The organism is Bacillus sp. 1780r2a1 (assembly GCA_024134725.1).
GTDB lineage: Bacteria > Bacillota > Bacilli > Bacillales > Bacillaceae_H > Priestia > Priestia aryabhattai_A.
The window spans coordinates 3,876,457-3,898,435 of sequence record CP099863.1 but is presented as its reverse complement, the minus strand read 5'-3'; the positions used below and the strand labels follow the sequence as shown (position 1 = coordinate 3,898,435).

At 38.2% G+C, this 21,979-nt stretch carries 22 protein-coding genes and 2 riboswitches; all 22 genes read left to right on the top strand.

Annotated elements, in window-relative coordinates; all coding sequences use genetic code 11:
- Window positions 1–39: 39 nt before the first annotated feature.
- The 22 genes from NIZ91_19745 (at window position 40) to NIZ91_19640 (ending at window position 21,891) form a co-directional block, all read left to right on the top strand.
- A complete protein-coding gene (locus tag NIZ91_19745; GenBank protein ID USY54905.1) occupies window positions 40–2,424 on the top strand; it encodes a 3-hydroxyacyl-CoA dehydrogenase/enoyl-CoA hydratase family protein in 2,385 nt (794 codons plus the stop codon).
- A gap of 12 nt (window positions 2,425–2,436) precedes the next feature.
- Complete coding sequence (locus tag NIZ91_19740; protein USY54904.1) at window positions 2,437–3,615, top strand: acetyl-CoA C-acetyltransferase; 1,179 nt, start codon at window positions 2,437–2,439, stop codon at window positions 3,613–3,615.
- A 21-nt stretch (window positions 3,616–3,636) separates the two neighbouring features.
- Window positions 3,637–5,421, top strand: coding sequence for an acyl-CoA dehydrogenase family protein (locus NIZ91_19735; protein ID USY54903.1), 1,785 nt, complete (start codon window positions 3,637–3,639; stop codon window positions 5,419–5,421).
- A gap of 149 nt (window positions 5,422–5,570) precedes the next feature.
- Entirely contained in the window at window positions 5,571–5,927 is a 357-nt protein-coding gene (locus NIZ91_19730; GenBank protein ID USY57244.1) for an arsenate reductase family protein, read from the top strand.
- Between the two features lie 113 nt (window positions 5,928–6,040).
- Window positions 6,041–6,424, top strand: a complete 384-nt coding sequence (gcvH, locus tag NIZ91_19725; GenBank protein ID USY54902.1) for a glycine cleavage system protein GcvH — start codon at window positions 6,041–6,043, stop codon at window positions 6,422–6,424.
- Between the two features lie 108 nt (window positions 6,425–6,532).
- Complete coding sequence (locus NIZ91_19720; protein USY54901.1) at window positions 6,533–6,775, top strand: YusG family protein; 243 nt, start codon at window positions 6,533–6,535, stop codon at window positions 6,773–6,775.
- A 229-nt stretch (window positions 6,776–7,004) separates the two neighbouring features.
- Window positions 7,005–7,355 carry a toprim domain-containing protein gene (locus NIZ91_19715; GenBank protein USY54900.1) on the top strand — a complete coding sequence of 117 codons (351 nt, stop codon included), beginning with the start codon at window positions 7,005–7,007 and terminating at the stop codon, window positions 7,353–7,355.
- Window positions 7,356–7,368: 13 nt separating this feature from the next.
- Window positions 7,369–7,668 (top strand): thioredoxin family protein, encoded by a 300-nt coding sequence (locus NIZ91_19710; protein USY54899.1) that lies wholly within the window; start codon window positions 7,369–7,371, stop codon window positions 7,666–7,668.
- Window positions 7,669–7,811: 143 nt separating this feature from the next.
- A riboswitch (SAM riboswitch) is annotated at window positions 7,812–7,918 on the top strand.
- A gap of 110 nt (window positions 7,919–8,028) precedes the next feature.
- Window positions 8,029–9,057: a methionine ABC transporter ATP-binding protein gene (locus NIZ91_19705; GenBank protein ID USY54898.1), complete on the top strand. Its 1,029-nt coding sequence runs from the start codon at window positions 8,029–8,031 to the stop codon at window positions 9,055–9,057.
- The gene (locus NIZ91_19700; GenBank protein ID USY54897.1) at window positions 9,047–9,715 is read left to right on the top strand and encodes an ABC transporter permease; all 669 of its coding nucleotides are present in this window, start codon (window positions 9,047–9,049) and stop codon (window positions 9,713–9,715) included. Before NIZ91_19705 ends, NIZ91_19700 begins: the two co-directional genes overlap by 11 nt.
- A 16-nt stretch (window positions 9,716–9,731) precedes the next feature.
- Window positions 9,732–10,574 (top strand): MetQ/NlpA family ABC transporter substrate-binding protein, encoded by an 843-nt coding sequence (locus NIZ91_19695; GenBank protein USY54896.1) that lies wholly within the window; start codon window positions 9,732–9,734, stop codon window positions 10,572–10,574.
- Between the two features lie 122 nt (window positions 10,575–10,696).
- Window positions 10,697–11,062, top strand: a complete 366-nt coding sequence (locus NIZ91_19690) for a carboxymuconolactone decarboxylase family protein (GenBank protein ID USY57243.1) — start codon at window positions 10,697–10,699, stop codon at window positions 11,060–11,062.
- A gap of 226 nt (window positions 11,063–11,288) precedes the next feature.
- The gene (gene sufC, locus NIZ91_19685) at window positions 11,289–12,074 is read left to right on the top strand and encodes a Fe-S cluster assembly ATPase SufC (protein ID USY54895.1); all 786 of its coding nucleotides are present in this window, start codon (window positions 11,289–11,291) and stop codon (window positions 12,072–12,074) included.
- Window positions 12,075–12,091: 17 nt separating this feature from the next.
- A complete protein-coding gene (sufD, locus tag NIZ91_19680) occupies window positions 12,092–13,399 on the top strand; it encodes a Fe-S cluster assembly protein SufD (GenBank protein USY54894.1) in 1,308 nt (435 codons plus the stop codon).
- Window positions 13,399–14,619, top strand: a complete 1,221-nt coding sequence (locus NIZ91_19675; protein USY54893.1) for a cysteine desulfurase — start codon at window positions 13,399–13,401, stop codon at window positions 14,617–14,619. Before sufD ends, NIZ91_19675 begins: the two co-directional genes overlap by 1 nt.
- Entirely contained in the window at window positions 14,609–15,043 is a 435-nt protein-coding gene (locus NIZ91_19670; GenBank protein ID USY54892.1) for an SUF system NifU family Fe-S cluster assembly protein, read from the top strand. The genes NIZ91_19675 and NIZ91_19670 overlap by 11 nt, the downstream gene beginning before the upstream one ends.
- Window positions 15,044–15,097: 54 nt before the next feature.
- Window positions 15,098–16,495: a Fe-S cluster assembly protein SufB gene (sufB, locus tag NIZ91_19665; protein USY54891.1), complete on the top strand. Its 1,398-nt coding sequence runs from the start codon at window positions 15,098–15,100 to the stop codon at window positions 16,493–16,495.
- Window positions 16,496–16,595: 100 nt separating this feature from the next.
- The gene (locus NIZ91_19660; protein USY54890.1) at window positions 16,596–17,444 is read left to right on the top strand and encodes a DUF72 domain-containing protein; all 849 of its coding nucleotides are present in this window, start codon (window positions 16,596–16,598) and stop codon (window positions 17,442–17,444) included.
- A gap of 148 nt (window positions 17,445–17,592) precedes the next feature.
- Entirely contained in the window at window positions 17,593–17,895 is a 303-nt protein-coding gene (locus NIZ91_19655; GenBank protein ID USY54889.1) for a DUF1805 domain-containing protein, read from the top strand.
- A gap of 116 nt (window positions 17,896–18,011) precedes the next feature.
- Entirely contained in the window at window positions 18,012–19,103 is a 1,092-nt protein-coding gene (locus NIZ91_19650) for an HD-GYP domain-containing protein (GenBank protein USY54888.1), read from the top strand.
- A gap of 69 nt (window positions 19,104–19,172) precedes the next feature.
- A complete protein-coding gene (gene yunB, locus NIZ91_19645; GenBank protein ID USY54887.1) occupies window positions 19,173–19,928 on the top strand; it encodes a sporulation protein YunB in 756 nt (251 codons plus the stop codon).
- 70 nt (window positions 19,929–19,998) lie between these two features.
- A riboswitch (Lysine riboswitch) is annotated at window positions 19,999–20,187 on the top strand.
- 123 nt (window positions 20,188–20,310) lie between these two features.
- A complete protein-coding gene (locus NIZ91_19640; protein USY54886.1) occupies window positions 20,311–21,891 on the top strand; it encodes a Na+/H+ antiporter NhaC family protein in 1,581 nt (526 codons plus the stop codon).
- Window positions 21,892–21,979: the final 88 nt, after the last annotated feature.

Genomic DNA, 21,979 nt, shown 5'->3' with positions numbered 1-21,979 from the left:
GAATGACTATTCATTCAATGTATAGAGGGGGATATAAGAATGAGCTTTAAAATTAAGAAAGCCGCTGTAATTGGCTCAGGCGTAATGGGATCTGGAATTGCAGCACATTTAGCAAATGTGGGAATCGAAACCTTGCTATTGGATATCGTGCCTAGTGAATTAAATGCAGAAGAAACAAAAAATGGACTGACGCTAGAAAGTCCACAGGTACGTAACCGAATGAGCTTAACTGCACTAAAAAATTTAGCTAAGCAAAAGCCAGCACCTTTAATGGCCAAATCACGTGTTTCTTTTATTAAGGCAGGGAATTTAGAAGATGATCTTGAAAAGTTAAGCCAATGTGACTGGATTATTGAAGTTATTGTAGAGCGATTAGATGTCAAAAAGCAGCTTTTTGAAAAAATCGATGCAGTAAGAAAGCCTGGTACTATTATCAGTTCAAATACTTCAGGTATTTCAGTTGAAGCGATGGCAAACGGTCGATCGAACGATTTTAAAGCACATTTTTTAGGCACACATTTCTTTAATCCGCCTCGTTATTTGAAATTATTAGAAGTTATTCCTACTAAAGATACAAAAGAAGAAGTTGTTCAATATATGAAAGGCTTTGGTGAAAACGTTCTTGGAAAAGGCGTTGTCCTTGCCAAAGATACCCCTAACTTTATCGCCAATCGAATTGGGACTTATGGTTTGCTAGTAACGGTTCAAGAAATGCTTAAAGGTGGTTATAGCGTCGGTGAAGTGGATTCGATTACGGGGCCACTCATTGGAAGACCAAAAAGTGCTACGTTTCGAACGCTTGATGTTGTAGGGCTGGATACGTTTATTCACGTTGCTAATAACGTTTACGATAAAGTAGATGGAAAAGAAAAAGATGTTTTTACCATTCCTGCATTTATGAAAGTCATGCAGCAAAAGGGTTGGCTGGGAAGTAAATCTGGTCAAGGATTTTTCTTGAAAAAAGGTAAAGAGATTTTAGAATTAAACCCGGATACGTTACAGTATGAAGAACGTCAAAAGCTTAGAACTACTAGTGTGGAATTGAGTAAACAAGCAAAAGGGTTCTCCAATAAAATGAAAGCGCTTCTATATTCAGATGACCGCGCAGGGGCATTTTTATGGAAAATCATTAGCCCGGTACTGCTTTATTCAGCACAGTTAAAAGGAGAAATTGCTGATGATATCGTCGCTATTGACCAAGCGATGAAGTGGGGATTTGGCTGGGATTACGGACCGTTTGAAACATGGGATGCAATTGGATTTAATGCCGCTATTGAAAAAATGGAAGCTGAAGGATTAGAAATGCCGGGTTGGATTCAGGAGATGAAAGAAAACGGATTTTCTGCATTTTATAAGGAGTTAGATGGGCAAAAAATTTATTATGATCACAATGAGTATAAGCCGGTTGTAGAGAACAAAAAAGTTGTCCACCTATCAGCTTTAAAAGCACAGGATAAAGTTATTAAAAAGAACAGTGGCGCAAGTCTAATTGATTTAGGAGACGACGTAGCATGCTTACAGTTCACATCACCAAATAATTCCATTGGCTTAGATATTGTTCAGCTCTTAAATGAATCGTTAGAGGAAGTGAATCGAAATTATAGAGGTTTAGTTATTGGAAACCAAGGTAAAAACTTCTGCGTTGGCGCGAATCTAGCTATGATTTTGATGGAAGCTCAAGACGATAATTTCTTTGAAATTGAATTTGTAATTCGTCAATTTCAACAGGCGATGATGAAAGTGAAATACAATGAAAAGCCTGTCGTTGCCGCACCATTTGCAATGACGCTTGGTGGAGGAACGGAGATTTGTTTACCAACTGCTAAAATTCAGGCATCTGCTGAAACATATATGGGGTTAGTTGAAGTTGGAGTTGGCTTAATTCCAGGTGGTGGTGGAAATAAAGAGCTTTATCTAAAGCAGTTACAAGGTCTTCCAAATGATGTGAACTTAGATTTGCAGCAGATTGCAAATAAAACGTTTGAAACTATTGCGACAGCTAAAGTCTCTAGTTCTGCTCTTCATGCAAGAGAACTAAATTTCTTAAACCATCAGGACGGTATTACCTTAAACCAAGATCATTTGCTTGAAGAAGCAAAACAGTCTGTTCTGTCATTATCACAAGCTGGCTATGAGCCACCAGTTCGCCAAAAAGTGCCTGTAGTTGGTGAGACTGGCTATGCAACTTTATTGCTAGGTGCCCAATCAATGAAATATTCAGGATTTATTTCAGATCATGATTATGAGATTGCAAAGAAGCTAGCATTTGTAATTGCTGGTGGACGCGTACCTTACGGAACAAAAGTGGATGAAGATTATTTACTAGACTTAGAGAGAGAAGCATTCTTGAGCCTAGTGGGAGAGATGAAGTCTCAGCAACGTATGCAACACATGCTAGTAAAAGGGAAGCCATTGCGTAACTAAGGGGGAGAAGGAATGAGAGAAGCGGTAATTGTAGCTGGTGCAAGAACACCGGTTGGAAAAGCGAAAAAGGGGACGCTTGCTACGGTTCGTCCTGATGATTTAGGTGCAATTACGGTAAAGGAAACGCTAAGAAGAGCCGGAGGCTATGAAGGACCAATTGACGATTTAATTATCGGATGTGCGATGCCAGAAGCTGAACAAGGTTTGAATATGGCCCGTAATATCGGAGCATTAGCCGGGCTCCCATACACGGTCCCTGCTATCACAATCAATCGTTATTGCTCTTCAGGCTTACAAAGTATTGCCTACGGAGCAGAGCGTATTATGTTAGGGCAGGCCAAAACTGTATTGGCTGGAGGAGCAGAATCGATGAGTATGGTTCCAATGTTTGGCAACGTTGCGCGTCCAAACATACAGCTAGTAGAAAATGCACCTGAATATTATATGGGAATGGGACATACAGCAGAGCAAGTTGCTTTAAAGTATGGAATTTCACGAGAAGACCAAGATGCATTTGCTGTAAGAAGTCATCAAAAAGCAGCTCAAGCTCTTCAGGAAGGTAAGTTTAAAGATGAAATTGTTCCTGTTGAAGTGACAATGAGACGTTTAAACAGTAAAAATAAGCTGGAAGAAAACAAGGTTGTCTTTTCACAGGATGAAGGCGTACGTGAGGGAACAACAGCCGGAATCTTAAGTAAACTACGACCTGCATTTTCCGTAACGGGTTCAGTAACGGCAGGTAACTCGTCGCAAACAAGCGACGGAGCGGCAACCGTGATGCTGATGGATCGTGAACAGGCTGAAGCAGAAGGCCTTCGTCCGATAGCGAAGTTTCGCTCGTTTGCAGTTGGTGGTGTTCCACCGGAAGTGATGGGAATTGGACCGATAGCCGCGATTCCAAAAGCATTAAAATTAGCGGGGCTTGAGCTTTCAGATATTGGGTTATTTGAGTTGAATGAAGCCTTTGCATCTCAAGCATTAGGTGTTATTCGTGAGTTAAACATCGATGAAGATCGCGTGAACGTTAACGGTGGAGCAATTGCTCTAGGTCACCCACTTGGCTGCACCGGTACAAAACTAACGCTCAGTTTATTACATGAAATGAAGAGAAGAAATGAACAGTTTGGCGTTGTAACGATGTGTATTGGTGGCGGGATGGGCGCTGCTGGTGTATTTGAACTATTAGCTTAATGAAATAAGGGGGATATGGAGATGGCAAATCAAACGGAACAAACAATTAAAGGTGGTAGCTTTTTAATTAATGATCTTTCCGCAGAGCGAGTATATACACCGGAGGATTTCACAAGCGAGCATAAAATGATTGCTAAAACAACGGATGAATACGTTGAGAACGAAGTACTACCACAAGTAGAATTTTTAGAAAAACATGAGTTTGATCGCTCAGTGAAACTATTAAAGCAAGCTGGGGACCTTGGATTACTAGGAGCTGATGTTCCAGAAGAGTATGGTGGTCTTGGATTGGATAAGGTTGCATCAGCATTAATTGCTGAAAAGATGTCACGTGCAGGAGGATTCTCTATCACACACGGTGCACATGTTGGAATCGGTTCTCTACCAATCGTGCTATTTGGAACAGAAGAGCAAAAGCAAAAATATCTACCAGATTTAGCAACTGGAGGTAAGATTGCAGCGTATGCGTTAACAGAACCAGGATCAGGTTCTGATGCATTAGGAGCGAAAACTGTTGCTCGTCTAAATGCAGAAGGAACTCACTACGTGTTGAATGGTGAAAAACAATGGATTACAAACGCTGGCTTTGCTGACGTATTTGTTGTGTATGCGAAAATAGACGGAGAGCAATTTTCCGCATTTATCGTCGAACGTGATTATGCAGGTGTGTCTGTTGGTCCTGAAGAAAAGAAAATGGGTATTAAGAGTTCCTCCACACGTACCTTGATTTTAGAAGATGCACATGTGCCAAAAGAAAACGTACTTGGAGAGATTGGAAAAGGGCACATTATTGCGTTTAATATCTTAAATATTGGCCGCTATAAGCTAGGTGTAGGTGCAGTAGGAGCTGGTAAGCGTGCCATGGAGTTAACTTCTGAATACGTGAATCAACGTCAACAGTTTAAGACTCCAATTGCAAAGTTTTCGTTAACACAAGAGAAAATTGCAACAATGGCAGCTAAATTATACGCTTCTGAAAGCTCTGTTTATCGTACAGTAGGTCTCTTTGAAGATAGAATGGGTCAGTTATCAGAAGAGCAACAAAAAGATGGGAAAGAAATTGCTGCTTCAATTGCAGAGTATGCCATCGAGTGTTCATTAAATAAGGTATTTGCGACGGAAGTGCTAGATTATTTGGTTGACGAAGGAGTTCAGCTTCACGGTGGTTACGGCTTTATGAGTGAATATGAGATTGAACGCTTATACCGTGATTCTAGAATCAATCGCATCTTTGAAGGGACAAACGAAATTAATCGTTTATTGGTGCCAGGAACGTACTTACGCAAAGCCTTAAAAGGTGAACTTCCGCTTCTTCAAAAAGCGCAGTCACTACAGGAAGAGCTCATGATGCTAATGCCTGAAGAGGCTGGAGAAGGCGCGTTAGATCAATCAAAACTATTAGTTCGTAATGGTAAAAAGATTGCGCTATTATTACTTGGTTTAGCAGCTCAAAAGTATGGCAAAAAGCTTGAGGGTGAACAAGAAGTTCTAGTTAATATCTCTGACATGATTAGCAACGTATATGCAATGGAATCAGCTGTATTACGTACAGAAAAAGCGATTTTGAAAAATGGAGAAGAAAAAAATCAGCTTAAAGTAAACTATACAAAAGTATTCTGTCAAGAAGCATTCAATAAAATCGAAGCGGATGCAAAAGAAACGCTTATTGCTGTAGAAGAGGGAGATACGCTACGCATGATGCTTTCGTCATTACGTAAGCTAACTCGTCACACGCCGGTCAACGTTATTGCTGTTAAACGAGAAATTGCAAAGGTTGTATTGGAAGAAGAACGCTTTATTGTGTAATTTTAAAGTATGGAATAAGTGCTGTGTAAAGAGGAGGGGTAGACACCTTCCTTTACACAGCTTTTCTTTGTTTAAGTGAGAACTAAAATAGGTAAATTAAAGTTGAATATGTTAAAATACGAAAAAGCAAAGAGAAAGGAGGAAAAATGATGAGCGTATTATTTTATTCATACCCTAAATGTGGGACATGCCGAAAAGCAAAGCAGTGGCTAGATCAAAGTGGGGTGGCATATGAAGAAATTCATATTATTGAAAATCCCCCAACAAAAGATCAGCTGACTAGCTACTATAAAAATAGCGGGTTGCCATTAAAGAAGTTTTTTAACACAAGTGGTAAGAAATATCGTGAGTTAGGTTTAAAAGACAAAGTTGCAACAGCAAGTGATGAAGAATTACTTGAAATCCTTTCATCTGATGGGATGTTAATCAAGCGCCCTTTATTAACTGACGGTGATAAAGTAACGGTAGGATTTAAAGAAGAAGAATTTGAAACAACGTGGAAATAAATTTAAAATTCTGTGCGGATTCAAATAGAAAAAACCTCCTTTTTACGTTACACTGATAAGAGGTAGTCGTTGCTATTCGTTAGCGGCATACATAATTTATTGGAGGGATTAAGATGAGTACACCAAAAGAGTTGCGTTATTCAGAAGAGCATGAGTGGGTAAAAAACGAAGGAGAAGTTTTCCGAGTAGGAATTACACACTTTGCTCAATCTGAACTTGGTGACATTGTATTTGTTGAGCTTCCAGAAGTTGGCGATAAAGTTGAAGCAGATGAGCCGTTTGGTAGCGTAGAATCTGTAAAAACAGTATCAGAGCTATATGCACCAATTAGCGGTGAGGTTGTAGAAGTAAACGAAGAATTAAGTGACAATCCTGAGTTTGTAAACGAGTCTCCATATGAAAAAGCATGGATGGTTGTAATTAAGCCTGCTGATTCAGCAGATGTTGAGAAACTTATGACAGCTGAACAATACGATGAAATGATTAACGAAGGTTAATTGACTTCATCTTAAGACATTTCATTTGGTATATCCATAATTTGTCTTCATGTACCTATAACAAAAAGGGCACTCTATTTAGTAAACAAGCTAAAGGGGTGTCTTTTTATGTTTGAACGTAAAAAAGTTGACGTAACGGATCGAATTACAGCAAAATTTCATGAAAACGGTATGCAATTGTATGTCGATAAAGAATCGATTGGCCATGTGAATTACGGTGCAACGGGTAATGAATACAATTTAGAGTCAGGCTACACGCAGGAAAATAATAAGATTTATCAGTATGCTGACGTCCAAACTGGAACTACACAAAAGTATACGGACTGTGATTCAGAAGAGGGTTGGTGCTAAATTTAGCATGAAATCTCTGCGTGAAAGGGTGATGGCGCCAACCATATAAGGTTTGGCGCCATCAGTCTAAAATGACCGAAAATAGTCTATTCTTCAATAAAAACAGTCCATATATGTTCTTTTTACAGCAAAATCTTTTAAAAAACAGGGGAACTGTGTTACATTAACGAATATTGTATAGCATAAAGGAATAACGTTACTATACAACTGATAATTATAGGTGATGACGATGCGTTTAATAGAAATTGAAAAAGTAATTATTGTAGAAGGTAAGTCTGACAAAAAGAGAATCGAGAGCATTATTAATGAACCTATTGAGATTATTTGTACAAATGGAACCATTAGCTTGTCAAAGCTAGATGAGATTATCGATTCCACATATGATAAAGATGTGTACATCTTAGTCGATTCAGATGATTCTGGCAATAAATTACGAAAACAGTTTAAAAAAGAACTCCCAGAAGCGGAGCACCTTTATATCGATAAAATGTATCGCGAGGTAGCGGCGGCACCAAGAAATCACATTGCTACGGTGCTCTTAAGTGCTAATATAGATGTTAACGCAGAATTTTTAATATAGAAGGATGAATAACATGGAAGAATGGACAGAAGAGCAGCTAGACGAAAAGCTAAATAAAGACGAGCGTACCGTCATTTTTTTTCATACCCCCCTTTGTGGAACGTGCCAATTAGCTAAAAAAATGTTAACAGTAGCGGAGGCGGTTATTCCAGAGTTAACAATTGGAATGAGTAATTTAAATTATATGCCTGCTAAAGCTTCTTTGCTTGAAATTGAAAGTGTTCCATGCTTAATTGAATTTGAAAATGGCGAAATGAAACAGAAGCTTTATGCTTTTCACTCCGTTGAACACGTAATAGAACGTCTTAGCTAAATAAGTATTTGTTTACAAGTGTGCATGGGATTATTATCCTATGCATATTTTTGTTGACACCCTTTCTGACACATGCTAGAATCACAAACATAAATGAATGAATATTTAATGAAAACAAAATAATTTTAATAATTTGTCGTTAACTCTTATCAAGAGAGGTGGAGGGACTGTGCCCTGTGAAACCCGGCAACCGTCAGACTAACTGAAATGGTGCCAATTCCTGCAAAGCATAAGCTTTGAAAGATGAGAGAAAGGATTTAATCATAAACCTTTCTGCTCATGTGTAGAAAGGTTTTTTTATTTTCAAAAAGCAAGGACACACTAAGCAGACAGAGCAAGTCAACAAAGAAGGTGAAGAAGATGATTACGTTACAAGATGTAACAAAAATATATGATGCTAAAAGTGGAAAAGTTACGGCTGTTGATCAAGTTAATTTGTCAGTAGCAAAAGGTGAAATCTTCGGTATCATTGGATACAGTGGGGCAGGGAAAAGCTCCCTTATTCGCTTATTAAATGGTTTAGAAACACCTACTTCTGGAACTGTCGAAGTGGCAGGGAACCAAATTGGAAAGGTTAAGGGTGCTAAGCTTAGACAAGCTAGACAGGAAATTAGTATGATTTTCCAACATTTTAATTTGCTTTGGTCTCGTACCGTTCAGGAAAATATTGCGTTCCCGCTTGAAATTGCAGGTGTTTCTAAAGGTAAACGAGCAGAACGTGTAAACGAGCTTATTAAATTAGTCGGATTGGAAGGGAGAGAAAACGCCTATCCATCTCAGCTAAGCGGTGGACAAAAGCAGCGTGTAGGGATTGCAAGAGCGCTAGCCAACAACCCAAAAGTTCTATTATGCGACGAAGCAACATCAGCACTTGATCCACAAACAACAGATTCAATTTTAGATTTGTTAGTTGATATTAATGAAAAGTTAGGTTTAACGATTGTTTTAATTACTCATGAAATGCACGTTATCCGTAAAATTTGTCATCGTGTAGCCGTGATGGAAAATGGGAAAGTAGTTGAACAGGGAGAAGTACTTGAAGTGTTCCGTAAACCACAGCAAAATATTACAAAACGATTTGTACAGCAAATCTCAGAGCCAGAAGAAACGTTTGAGACAGTTGAACAGGTGAAAGAACTTTATCCGAGTGGTCAAATTGTTCAGCTTACATTTGTAGGTGGAAAAGCAGAGCAACCGCTCATTACGAGTATTTTAAAAGCGTTCGATGTCACGATTAACATTTTACAAGGGAAGGTCTCTTATACACAAACAGGCTCTTACGGAACTTTGTTTATCCATTTAGACGGTGAAAAGGTAGAGGTTAATAAAGTAATCGAGTACATCCGTGAACAACAGGTAGAAATTGAGGTGATGACGGATGCTAACTGAATTATTTCCAAACGTAACGTATGATAAGTTCAGCGCAGCAACGATTGAAACACTGTATATGACAAGTATCTCAGTCGTTGCTACCTTTATATTAGGAATTATATTAGGCCTACTTCTATTTTTAACAGGCAAAGGACAGCTTTGGGAAAACCGCTTCGTTAATATTATTATAGGAGCGTTCGTAAATATTTTTCGATCCATTCCATTTATCATCTTACTGATTTTGCTCATTCCATTTACAAAAGCGATTGTAGGAACGATGCTTGGAGCAGAAGCAGCACTGCCAGCTCTTATTGTTGGAGCAGCACCGTTTTACGCGCGTATGGTTGAAATCGGCCTTCGTGAAATTGATAAAGGTGTTATTGAAGCAGCAAAGTCAATGGGAGCTACAACAAGCACAATTATTTTTAAAGTGCTGCTTCCAGAATCAATGCCTGCTTTGATTTCCGGTTTGACGGTTACAGCAATCGCACTCATTGGCTATACGGCAATGGCTGGAGCGGTTGGAGCTGGTGGTTTAGGAAACTTAGCATATTTAGAAGGCTTCCAGCGAAATAATAGTGATGTAACCCTTGTGGCGACAGTTTTAATTTTAGTAATTGTATTTATTATCCAGTTCATTGGTGATTTTATCACATCTAAAATTGATAAACGATAAGAGGAGGAAATATATTATGAAAAAATGGGTTTCAACATTTGCTTTATCATCTGCTTTAGTTTTAGGTTTAGCTGCTTGTGGTTCATCTGGAGGCAGTGGTTCAGATTCATCAGAAGACGAGAAGAAAATTGTGGTTGGAGCGTCAAATATTCCGCATGCTGAAATTTTAGAAGAAGCAAAACCATTGTTAGAGGAAAAAGGAATTGAGTTAGACATTAAACCATTCCAAGATTATATTCTACCTAATACAGCATTAGATGGAAAAGAAATTGATGCAAACTACTTCCAGCACATTCCTTATCTAGACTCTGTATTAGAAGAAAATCCTAATTATGATTTTGTAAGTGCAGGAGCGATTCATATCGAGCCAATTGGTATCTACTCTAAAAAATACAAGTCATTAAAAGACCTTCCGAAAAACGGTACGGTAATTATGCGTGATGCAGTAGCAGAACAAGGTCGTATTCTTTCAATTTTTGAAAAAGAAGGCGTAGTTAAGTTGAAGGAAGGCGTTAAAAAGCAAGATGCAACGCTTGATGATATTGTAGAAAATCCTAAAAACCTAACGTTTAAAGCAGATGTTGAAGGTGGTTTATTACCTCAGGTTTATAACAACAATGAAGGTGATGCTGTTGTCATTAATGCAAACTATGCTTTAGATGCTGGTTTAGATCCTGTTAAAGACCCAATCGCTGTAGAGTCAAAGGAAAACAATCCGTATGCAAACATCATCACGGTTCGTAAAGGTGATGAAAATAAAGAAGAAGTAAAAGCATTAGTAGAAGTGCTTCATTCAAAAGAAATTCAAGATTTCATTGAAGAGAAGTATAAAGGCGCGGTGCTTCCTGTAAACGAGTAATATATTAAAGTCGACTAGTTTAGATCTGGTCGACTTTTTCTATTTTTATCGTCAAGTATAACTCCGATTTGTATCATCCATACTAATGAGGAAAACTATGACGAATGGAGTTGGCAAGAGAGATGCAACAAGAAACAAATCATTCAACAGAACAGGCACTTCATAACTATAAGGTAGGAATTGGAACATTCAGCGAAAAACTTCCAAAGTTGACTGAAGCGTTCAACACTTTCACAGAGGCTTGTTTTGAAGAAGGGTCTATTTCTAAAAAAGACAAGCAGCTTATTGCATTAGGAATTAGCGTTGTAGCTCAAGATGAATATTGCATGATTTATCATACAAAAGGTTGCCTAGATAACGGAGCAACTGAGCAAGAGATTCTAGAAGCTTGTGGTGTTTCGGCAGCATTCGGTGGTGGAGCAGCGATGAGTCAATCGGTCACGTTAGTACAGGAATGCATGCAGGAGTTAAAACGTCAAACACACTAAATATAAATGATAAGCAGACGTTGCTTTAAAGGCTAGTTATGCCTATGAAAGCAACGTTTTTTGTACGTTTAAAATATGTATACATATAAGGGAAAAGCGTTTATCGCAAAAGGTTGCTATAAGTTTTCATTTGTTATAAGATTGTAATGAGAATAAAATGAGAATAATTAAAAAGATATAGGTATATCTGATTTTAGTATATACATCTATAACTGGAGGTTTTAGTATGGCAGGTTCAACTTTAATCATTAAAGATCTTCATGTGTCAATTGAAGGCAAAGAGATTTTAAAAGGTGTTAACTTAGAAGTTAAAGGCGGAGAGATTCATGCAATCATGGGTCCAAACGGTACAGGTAAATCGACTTTATCTTCAGCAATTATGGGACACCCTAAATATGAAGTAACACAAGGTAGCATTACACTTGATGGTGAAGACGTGCTTGAGATGGAAGTGGACGAGCGTGCGCGTGCAGGTCTATTCCTTGCAATGCAATACCCAAGTGAAATTAGCGGTGTAACAAACGCAGACTTCTTACGTTCATCAATTAATGCACGTCGTGAAGAAGGCGATGAAATTTCACTAATGAAATTTATCCGTCAACTAGACAAAAACATGGATTTCTTAGAAATGGATCAAGATATGGCACAACGTTATTTAAATGAAGGTTTCTCTGGTGGAGAGAAAAAGCGTAATGAAATCCTTCAATTAATGATGTTACAACCTGCTATTGCAATCCTTGATGAGATTGATTCAGGTTTAGATATCGATGCATTAAAAGTAGTATCAAAAGGAATCAACGAGCTACGTGGTAGCGACTTTGGTTGCTTAATGATCACTCACTACCAACGTCTATTAAACTACATCACACCAGACCATGTTCACGTTATGATGCAAGGTCGCGTGGTAAAATCAGGCGGTCCTGAATTAGCTCAGCGTTTAGAAGCAGAAGGCTATGACTGGATTAAGAAAGAATTAGGTATTGAAGACGAAACTGTAGGGCAAGAAGCATAAGCATTAGGAGGATTTCTATGACTATTGATACAAAATTACCATTTGATCAAGGGTACGTTCGCAGTTTTTCTGAAAAAGCTGCTGAGCCGAAATGGTTGTTAGATCTTCGTTTACAAGCTCTTGCGAAAGCAGAAGATCTTCCACTACCAAAACCAGATAAAACAAATATTACAAAGTGGAACTTTACAGATTTCTCAAAGCATGATGCTGAAGCAAAAGCAATTTCTTCAATTGATGAGCTTCCTGAGTCTGTAAGAGCACTTATTGATACAGAAGCGGTTAAAAACTTATATGTTCAACGTGACCAAACAGCTGCATATGCAACGTTAACAGATGAGTTAAAAGAACAAGGGGTTATCTTTACTGATATCCAAACAGCTGCAAAAGAACATGAAGAGCTTGTACAAAAGTACTTCATGAAAGATGGTGTAAAAGTTGATGAGCATCGTTTAACAGCTCTTCACGCTGCACTGCTTAACGGTGGCGTATTTGTTTACGTACCAAAAAATGTTGAAGTAAAAGAGCCACTTCAAGCCGTTTTCGTACGTGAAGACGAAGAGGCAGCACTTTTCAACCACGTTATTGTGGTTGCAGAAGATAATAGCTCTGTTACGTATGTAGAAAACTACATTGCTACTTCTGAAGAATCAAACGGTGTAGTAAACGTTGTGACAGAAGTATTTGCAAATAATAATGCAAAAGTAACCTTTGGTGCCGTAGACTACCTTGCAAAAGGAACAACTAGCTACGTAAATCGCCGCGGTGTTGCTGGTAAAGACGGTCGCATTGAGTGGGCATTAGGCTTAATGAGTGAAGGAAACACAGTTTCTGAAAACATCACATACCTAATGGGCGATGGTTCATATGGTGATACGAAAACAGTTACAGTAGGTCGCGGTGAGCAAAAGCAAAACTTAACGACGAGCATTATTCACTTCGGTAAAAATTCTGAAGGTTACATCTTAAAGCATGGTGTAATGAAAGACAGCGCGTCTTCAATCTTTAACGGAATCGGTAAAATTGAACACGGTGCATCTAAATCAAATGCTGAGCAAGAGTCTCGCGTATTAATGCTAAGCGAAAAAGCTCGTGGAGATGCTAATCCAATCTTATTAATTGATGAAGATGATGTAACAGCAGGACACGCAGCTTCTGTAGGTCGCGTAGATCCATTACAGCTTTATTATTTAATGAGCCGTGGTATTCCACAAGTTGAAGCTGAACGCCTAGTTATTCATGGTTTCTTAGCTCCAGTTGTAAATGAGCTTCCGGTTGAAACGGTGAAAAAACAGTTAACGGAGTTAATTGAAAGGAAAGTTCGATAATGAACGTTTCTGATATTCGCAAACAGTTTCCGATTTTAGACCAAGAAGTAAATGGACACCCGCTTGTTTACTTAGATAGCGCTGCTACTTCTCAAAAGCCAGTTCAAGTGATTGAAGCACTTGATAAGTACTATAGAGAATATAACTCAAACGTACACAGAGGTGTTCATACACTAGGCACGATGGCTACGGATGGTTACGAAGGTGCACGTGAAAAAGTAAGAAAGTTTATTAATGCGAAATCAACAGAAGAAATTATCTTTACGCGTGGAACAACTACAGCTTTAAATATTGTTGCTGCTAGCTATGGACGTGCCAATTTGCAACCTGGTGATGAAATTGTGATCACTTATATGGAGCATCACAGTAACATCATTCCATGGCAGCAAGTTGCAAAAGCAACAGGAGCAACATTAAAATATATTGATCTTACAGAAGACCATGCTCTTTCATTAGAAACGGTTAAAGAAACGATTACGTCAAATACAAAAATTGTTTCGGTTATGCATGTTTCTAACGTATTAGGCGCAATTAATCCGGTAAAAGAAATTGCGGAAATTGCTCACCAACACGGAGCAATCATGGTTGTAGACGGTGCACAAAGTACGCCTCATATGAAGGTGGATGTACAGGACTTAGACTGCGACTTCTTTGCGTTTTCTGGTCACAAAATGTGCGGTCCAACAGGCATTGGCGTGCTGTATGGAAAAAAAGAGTTATTAGAAAAGATGGAGCCAGTTGAATTCGGAGGGGAAATGATTGATTTCGTTAACCTATACGATTCAACATGGAAAGAGCTTCCTTGGAAGTTTGAAGGTGGAACGCCTATTATTGCAGGAGCAATTGGATTAGGTGCAGCTATTGATTTTCTAGAGGAAGTGGGCTTGGATAATATTCTTGCTCATGAGCATCGATTAGCCAATTACGCACTAGATCGTCTTTCAGAAGTAGAGGGTATTACCATTTACGGACCGAAAGAGCGTGCTGGCGTCGTTACGTTTAATCTTGATGATGTTCATCCACATGATGTAGCAACCGTTTTGGATGCTGAAGGAGTTGCTGTACGCGCAGGGCATCACTGTGCACAGCCGTTAATGAAATATTTAAATGTATCTTCAACTGCACGTGCAAGTTTCTACTTGTATAATACAGAAGAAGAAATCGATCAATTAGTGTCATCACTAATTAAAACGAAGGAGTATTTCACAAATGTCTTTTAACAATTTAGATACTCTTTATCGTCAAGTGATTATGGATCATTATAAAAACCCTCGAAATCGTGGGTCTTTAGAAGAAGATACGGTTCAAATTCAAATGAATAACCCAACGTGTGGTGACCGTATCGAATTATCACTTAAAGTAGAAGATGGCAAAGTAACAGATGCAAAGTTTGAAGGAGAAGGCTGTTCAATCTCTATGTCATCTGCTTCAATGATGACACAGGCAATTAAAGGGCAAGAGATTGAAACAGCTCTTGAACTTGCGAACATCTTCTCAGATATGATGCAAGGAAAAGAGTATGATGATAGTATAGATTTAGGAGACATTGAAGCACTTCAAGGTGTTTCAAAGTTTCCAGCACGTATTAAATGTGCAACATTAGCGTGGAAAGCGATGGAAAAAGGCCTAAAAGAACAGAATTAAGTCCTGTTAGGCCTTTGTTCATTCCCAATCCTATCAAGTAGGGGGTAATAACAAATGGCAAAAAAGATGCCGGAAATCGGCGATTATAAATACGGGTTCTCGGATAAGGACGTTTCTATTTTCCGTTCTGAACGAGGATTAACAAAAGAAATTGTAGAAGAAATTTCTCGCATGAAAGACGAGCCACAGTGGATGCTTGATTTCCGCTTAAAATCACTTGAGCATTTCTACAGCATGCCAATGCCACAGTGGGGCGGAGACATGTCTAGCCTGAACTTTGATGAAATTACGTACTACGTAAAGCCTTCAGAGAAGTCAGAGCGCTCTTGGGATGAGGTTCCTGAAGAAATTAAACAAACGTTTGATAAGCTTGGTATTCCTGAAGCAGAGCAAAAGTACCTAGCTGGTGTATCTGCTCAGTACGAATCTGAAGTTGTATACCACAACATGAAAGAAGACCTTGAAGCACAAGGAATCGTATTTAAAGATACAGATACTGCATTAAAGGAAAATGAAGAGATTTTCCGTGAGCACTGGGCAAAAGTAATTCCGCCAACGGATAACAAATTTGCTGCGTTAAACTCAGCTGTTTGGTCTGGTGGTTCGTTTATCTACGTACCAAAAGGGATCAAAGTAGATACGCCACTTCAAGCATACTTCCGTATTAACTCTGAGAACATGGGTCAATTCGAACGTACGCTAATCATCGTAGATGAAGGTGCACACGTACACTACGTAGAAGGCTGTACAGCGCCGGTTTATACAACTAACTCTCTACACAGTGCGGTTGTAGAAATCATCATTAAAAAAGACGCATACTGCCGTTATACAACGATTCAAAACTGGGCGAATAACGTATATAACCTAGTAACGAAGCGTGCTGTATGTGAAGCAAATGCAACAATGGAATGGGTTGATGGAAACATCGGTTCTAAATTAACAATGAAATACCCAGCTGTTATCTTAAAAGGTGAAGGCGCACGTGGTATGACATTATCAATTGCCTTAGCTGGTAAAGGCCAACACCAAGATGCGGGTGCGAAAATGATTCACTTAGCACCAAACACATCTTCTACAATTGTTTCGAAGTCTATTTCGAAGCAAGGTGGTAAAGTAACGTACCGTGGTATCGTTCACTTTGGTCGCAAAGCTGAAGGTGCTCGCTCAAACATTGAGTGTGATACGTTAATTATGGATAACCAATCAACATCTGATACAATTCCATACAACGAAATTTACAACGATAACATCTCTTTAGAGCACGAAGCGAAAGTTTCAAAAGTATCTGAAGAGCAGTTATTCTATCTAATGAGTCGCGGTATTTCTGAAGAAGAAGCAACAGAAATGATCGTAATGGGCTTCATTGAACCATTTACAAAAGAACTTCCAATGGAATATGCGGTAGAAATGAACCGTCTAATCAAGTTCGAGATGGAAGGTTCTATCGGTTAATAAATGATTTTTTAAACTCGCTTGTTTATACAAGCGAGTTTTTTTCATGAGTTTGTATTAAAATAATAGTACATAGCTTAATACATATTGGAGGGATTTTGTGATATACGTAGGCGTAACAGGGTGGGGAGATCATTCATCTTTGTATGAAATGGGCGTGCCTGCGCGAGATAAGTTAGCTGTATATGCAGGTCATTTTCCAACAGTTGAAGTAGACGCATCTTTTTATGCGATTCAACCTAAAACAACCGTCGAAAAGTGGGTAGCAGATACCCCTGATTCGTTTCAATTCGTTGTAAAAGCTTATCAGGGTATGACAGGTCATATGCGAAATGAAATACCGTTTGATAGTAAAGACGAGATGTTTGATGCATTTATGGATTCAGTCAGTCCTTATGTAAAAGCTAATAAGCTTGCAATGATTCTGTTTCAAATGCCACCTTGGTTTAATTGTACGAAAGAAAACGTTAATTATTTGCGTTACAGCCGTGAAAAATTCGGTGATCTACCTGTTACTTTAGAGTTTCGTAATCAGTCTTGGTTTACGCCACAGTGGTATGATAAGACGCTTATGTTTATGGAGAAAGAGAAATGGATTCATGGCATTTGCGATGAGCCACAAGCGGGTGAAGGGTCTGTACCGACCGTTTTACATCCTACGAGTGCTGAGAAAACGCTGATTCGATTTCATGGTCGAAACGTTCATGGTTGGAATAAAAGTGGAGACCCTAACTGGCGTAAAATACGCTTTTTATATCGTTATAACCATCAAGAATTACTTGAGTGGAAGCAGCATATTGAAGCATTAAAGCGAAAAACAAAGGATATTTATATCGTTTTTAACAATAACTCCGGCGGAGACGCAGTTGATAACGCTAAGGAATTAATTAGTTTGCTTGATATCCAGTATACAGATTTAGCACCTAAACAGTTAAATTTATTTGATTGACTGGTAAAACAGATTGATAAGCGCATATCGTTTTTAACAATTAATCTAGACACAAAGTATGTAATTTCTTGTATAATTATAAAAAAGTAGTCTAAAGCTCACTCTTTTTGAAAATCATCATATTTTGATTAAGAAAGGAGTGGGAAATTTGATTACATTGGAACCTGTTGTTATTAATGGTCATACGTTTAATGCGGTTACCGTACTGCTTCCCAAAACAACGCTGCTAACTGTGTCTTCGGATAAGGGATATATTATGTGTGGAGCATTAGATGTTGGCCTTTTGAATGAAAAGCTAGTTAGTAGACAGATTATTGCAGGAAGAGCAGTTGGTGTACGTACAATTGACGATCTGTTAAATGCACCTTTAGAGTCAGTTACTGTGGAAGCAGAACATTTGGGCATTTATCCAGGTATGATAGGGCGCGAAGCTTTATTAAAAATGATCTAGTTGAGAGAAAATGTCTTTATGCTCCATTTTTTGTCTGAAAGAATTTAAACGAGAGGTAGTAAAGGTTCTACCTCTTTTATAGCGATTATAAAATAATAGATAGTTAGGGAGTTACTATGAAATTAGTTGCAATTCAATCATTGAGCCCAGGTGTATGTTTGGCAAAACCAATATTAGATGAAGCCGGAAACACGCTAATTAATGCAGGCATACCTTTGACAGAGACTATTATTAATCGTTTAAAGCAGCGAGGTGTTACGTTTGTATACATAGGTGATAAACGAACAAATGATATTGTTGTGAATTCTACTATTCCACTTTCGCTTCGGAAAAAAGCAATGAAATCAGTGGAAGATGTCTTTCAATCTCTTCAAAAAAAGCATGAAAAAACGCGTGTTACGCTTTTAGAACAATCAGTTCGCGAAGTACATAAAATTGGCAATCAATTAGTAGATGAGATGATGAATAATGATGACGTACTGTCATTGTTAACGGATGTATATATATACGACAATTATGTATTTTCTCATTCTGTGAACGTAACTCTTTATGCCCTTTCACTTGGAAAAGAAATAGGGTTAACTCAGCCTGCTCTAGAAAAGCTAGGTGCAGGAGCTATGCTACATGATGTAGGGAAAATGTTAATTCCCCAAGATATTTTAAACAAGCCTGGAAAGTTAACGGATGAAGAATTTAAGTTGATGAAAAAGCATACCACATATGGGTACGAGTTATTACGAAGTACGCCTAATGTCTCTATGCTTTCCGCCACTTGCGCGTATCAGCATCATGAAAGGCTAGACGGATCAGGGTATCCACTAGGAATTAAAGAAGAGCGAATTCATCTATTTAGTAAAATTATCGCAATTGCGGATGTGTACGATGCCGTGACGTCAAATCGCGTGTATAGAAGCGCTCTCCTCCCTCACGAAGGGTTAGAAATTCTATATGCGGGGGCGGGAAGTCAGTTTGATAAAGACATGATAAGCGCTTTTAGACGAGCAATTGCAGTTTATCCTATTGGTCTTTTTGTAACGCTGAATGACCAAAGAAAAGGCGTAGTAAGCCAGCAGAACAAAGGTCTAAGTGATCGACCTTATATTCTTATTCAGGAGGAAGAAGATAGAATATTAGATAAACCTTATGAAATTGATTTAAAAGAAAGTCCGACATTAATGATTATCAGCAGTGATTTAAAACAAACATAGAAAACTTTTAGAAAATAGCGTTAGCCCTCCTTGTTTATGCATACATATAGCTTGTAAGGAGGGATTTTTTTGATTAGGGTTCGCCGAAGAGTATTTAAAAAGGGACCTATACCATTTCGCTATGTCGTACTACTAACAATTGTTTTTTTTCTTTTTTCTACTGGAGCAGGAATATGGTTAATTAATAGAGGAATTGAACCAACTTTAATGAAATATGCAGAAGCTCAGACTAAAGAGATTGCAACGCTTGTTATTAATAAAGCTGTTAATAAACAAGTGGTGGACCAGCTCGATGTGAATGATATTATTAAAACAGAAAGTACGCCAGATGGGCAGGTAGCCAAGATTGATACAGCAGTCGTAAATCGTATTAGAGCTCAAACTACATCTTTAGTTCAGGCTAATTTACGAGAAGCTGAAAAAGGGAACTTAGAAGAATTAGAGATTCCAACTGATATTAATATTGAATCAGATGAAAAGCTTAGGCAGCGGGGGATTGTCTATCAGGTTCCATTGGGGCAAGCTACAAACAATGCTTTATTGGGAAACTTAGGACCATTAATCCCGGTTAAATTTCATGCAATCGGAGATGTGCAATCAGATGTTGTACGGAAAATAGAGGAGTACGGAATTAACGGTGCTTTTTTAGAGATTTCAATTGAAGTTCAGGTTAATGTTCAGGTAATTATTCCCTTTGCTACAAAGCAGACAACTGTTCAAGCGACAGTGCCTGTAGGAATGGCAATGATTCCAGGGAGCGTACCGGATTATTTTAACGGTGGCACTAATTCAGCCTCCCCATCTATTGAACTAAAGAAAAAATAGCCGGTTGATAACTTTATATTTTACCGATATAATGTACTAGATATAATTATATACCATCACCTTATCAGATCGATGAGGTAGAGGATGCAAAAAGTATGAGTATGCTATGTGAGGATGACAACTGTGATCATAGTAAAAAGGATTTTTTGCCGAAGGAAAGAAAAAGAGTCACCTTTTCTTTTCTGGGGTTACCTTGAAAAAGGGTAACACTGTCATTATGAAAATACGTTTGTTTTCATGATGGAGGGCTACTGATCGTGATGGAGGATAACATAACATTACAAAGAGTAATGATAGTTATTTTCTATCATTGCTCTTTTTGCGTTTTTTTCTCTATAAGTAGTTCTCCCGTATGTAAGCAAGCTTATATTAGGAGGATCTCATGGAAGGAACTATTTTTTCGTTATTACCACCATTTATCGCGATACTAATGGTTGTTTTAACACGTAAAGTACTACTTTCCCTAGGAGTGGGAATTTTAGCAGGTGGATTAGTATTAACCGAATTTTCGATAGGTGAAACCATTCAAAAAATTTGGGGAAGCTTTGCTACCATTTTCTATGCCGATGGTGCAATTAATACTTCAAATCTATTTATTTTGCTTTTTCTTTTAATTTTAGGTGTTATTACGGCTTTTATCTCAATCATTGGAGGAAGTCGTGCCTTTGGCGAGTGGGCTTTAAAGCGTATTAAAACACGTCGTGGAGCTCATCTATTAACAGCCGTGTTAGGGATTATTATTTTTATTGATGATTATTTCAATGCACTAGCTGTTGGTCAAGTGAGTCGTCCAGTAACAGATCGCCAGCGAATATCAAGAGCGAAGCTTGCTTACTTGATTGATTCAACGTCAGCTCCTGTATGTGTGATTGCACCGTTTTCAAGTTGGGGTGCCTATATAATTACAGTTGTAGGTTCAATTCTAGCTGCACATGGTATGAATAATGTGTCAGCATTTTCAGCATTTGTACAGATGATACCTATGAATTTTTATGTATTCACTGCATTGATTATGGTGTTTATTGTAAGTGTTTTTGATATTAACATTGGACCGATGAAAAAGCATGAGGAACATGCTATTCGTACTGGTGAAGTAACGGATCCAGAAAAAGGAGCAGTACCAGGAGAATTAAAAGAAGATTTGCCAGTTAGTAAAAATGGTCGTGTATTTGATTTGATTTTACCAATTATTGTATTGATGATTGGGACAATCGGTGCGATGCTATGGACAGGCTACCAAGCAACTGAAGGACAAGCTACAATCTTTACAATGTTTGAGAATACGAATGTTCCTAATTCATTGATGATTGGTGGTTTATCAGGTCTTGTTGTAACGCTATTGTTATTTATTGTACGCACTAGACAATCAAGTGAGTTATCTAATTCTGTGCTTGGTAAAGGTATAGTAGCGGGGATTAAATCAATGCTACCTGCTATTTATATTTTACTGCTTGCTTGGATGATTGGAGATTTAATCGGTCAGTTAAAGTCAGGAGAATTTTTAGCAGGGATTGTCGAAAGCTCTAATTTAAATATTGCCTTCTTACCAGTGGTACTATTTGTTATTGCAGGCATCATGGCATTTTCAACAGGGACATCTTGGGGAACGTTTGGTATTATGCTTCCAATTGCAGGTGACATCGTAGGAAATATTGAACCAGAATTATTATTACCAGCTCTTGCAGCTGTATTAGCTGGTTCTGTTTGTGGAGATCACTGTTCACCAATCTCTGATACAACTATCTTGTCATCAACGGGAGCAGGAAGTCATCATATTGATCATGTAATGACACAGCTTCCTTATGCAATTATTTCAGCTGTGATCAGCATCATTGGTTATGTTGTACTGGGTTTAACAGAAAGTACGTTAGCTGGATTTGGAACAGTAATGGCTTTATTAATGGTATTTGTCTTAGTGGCTCGTAAAAAAGGGAATATAACAGAAACATCATTAGAAAAATAGAAGAATAAAAATAGAGCAGATACGCTTCATAACGTCTGCTCTATTTTTTATTGTTTAATTATCAAAATTTTCTATAAAAAATATTTTG

Bases quoted from the DNA above. Each gene is read 5' to 3' on its own strand.
- NIZ91_19745 (USY54905.1), top strand. From the start codon at position 40: ATGAGCTTTAAAATTAAGAAAGCCGCTGTAATTGGCTCAGGCGTAATG.
- NIZ91_19740 (USY54904.1), top strand. From the start codon at position 2,437: ATGAGAGAAGCGGTAATTGTAGCTGGTGCAAGAACACCGGTTGGAAAA.
- NIZ91_19735 (USY54903.1), top strand. From the start codon at position 3,637: ATGGCAAATCAAACGGAACAAACAATTAAAGGTGGTAGCTTTTTAATT.
- NIZ91_19730 (USY57244.1), top strand. From the start codon at position 5,571: ATGAGCGTATTATTTTATTCATACCCTAAATGTGGGACATGCCGAAAA.
- gcvH (USY54902.1), top strand. From the start codon at position 6,041: ATGAGTACACCAAAAGAGTTGCGTTATTCAGAAGAGCATGAGTGGGTA.
- NIZ91_19720 (USY54901.1), top strand. From the start codon at position 6,533: ATGTTTGAACGTAAAAAAGTTGACGTAACGGATCGAATTACAGCAAAA.
- NIZ91_19715 (USY54900.1), top strand. From the start codon at position 7,005: ATGCGTTTAATAGAAATTGAAAAAGTAATTATTGTAGAAGGTAAGTCT.
- NIZ91_19710 (USY54899.1), top strand. From the start codon at position 7,369: ATGGAAGAATGGACAGAAGAGCAGCTAGACGAAAAGCTAAATAAAGAC.
- NIZ91_19705 (USY54898.1), top strand. From the start codon at position 8,029: ATGATTACGTTACAAGATGTAACAAAAATATATGATGCTAAAAGTGGA.
- NIZ91_19700 (USY54897.1), top strand. From the start codon at position 9,047: ATGCTAACTGAATTATTTCCAAACGTAACGTATGATAAGTTCAGCGCA.
- NIZ91_19695 (USY54896.1), top strand. From the start codon at position 9,732: ATGAAAAAATGGGTTTCAACATTTGCTTTATCATCTGCTTTAGTTTTA.
- NIZ91_19690 (USY57243.1), top strand. From the start codon at position 10,697: ATGCAACAAGAAACAAATCATTCAACAGAACAGGCACTTCATAACTAT.
- sufC (USY54895.1), top strand. From the start codon at position 11,289: ATGGCAGGTTCAACTTTAATCATTAAAGATCTTCATGTGTCAATTGAA.
- sufD (USY54894.1), top strand. From the start codon at position 12,092: ATGACTATTGATACAAAATTACCATTTGATCAAGGGTACGTTCGCAGT.
- NIZ91_19675 (USY54893.1), top strand. From the start codon at position 13,399: ATGAACGTTTCTGATATTCGCAAACAGTTTCCGATTTTAGACCAAGAA.
- NIZ91_19670 (USY54892.1), top strand. From the start codon at position 14,609: ATGTCTTTTAACAATTTAGATACTCTTTATCGTCAAGTGATTATGGAT.
- sufB (USY54891.1), top strand. From the start codon at position 15,098: ATGGCAAAAAAGATGCCGGAAATCGGCGATTATAAATACGGGTTCTCG.
- NIZ91_19650 (USY54888.1), top strand. From the start codon at position 18,012: ATGAAATTAGTTGCAATTCAATCATTGAGCCCAGGTGTATGTTTGGCA.
- NIZ91_19640 (USY54886.1), top strand. From the start codon at position 20,311: ATGGAAGGAACTATTTTTTCGTTATTACCACCATTTATCGCGATACTA.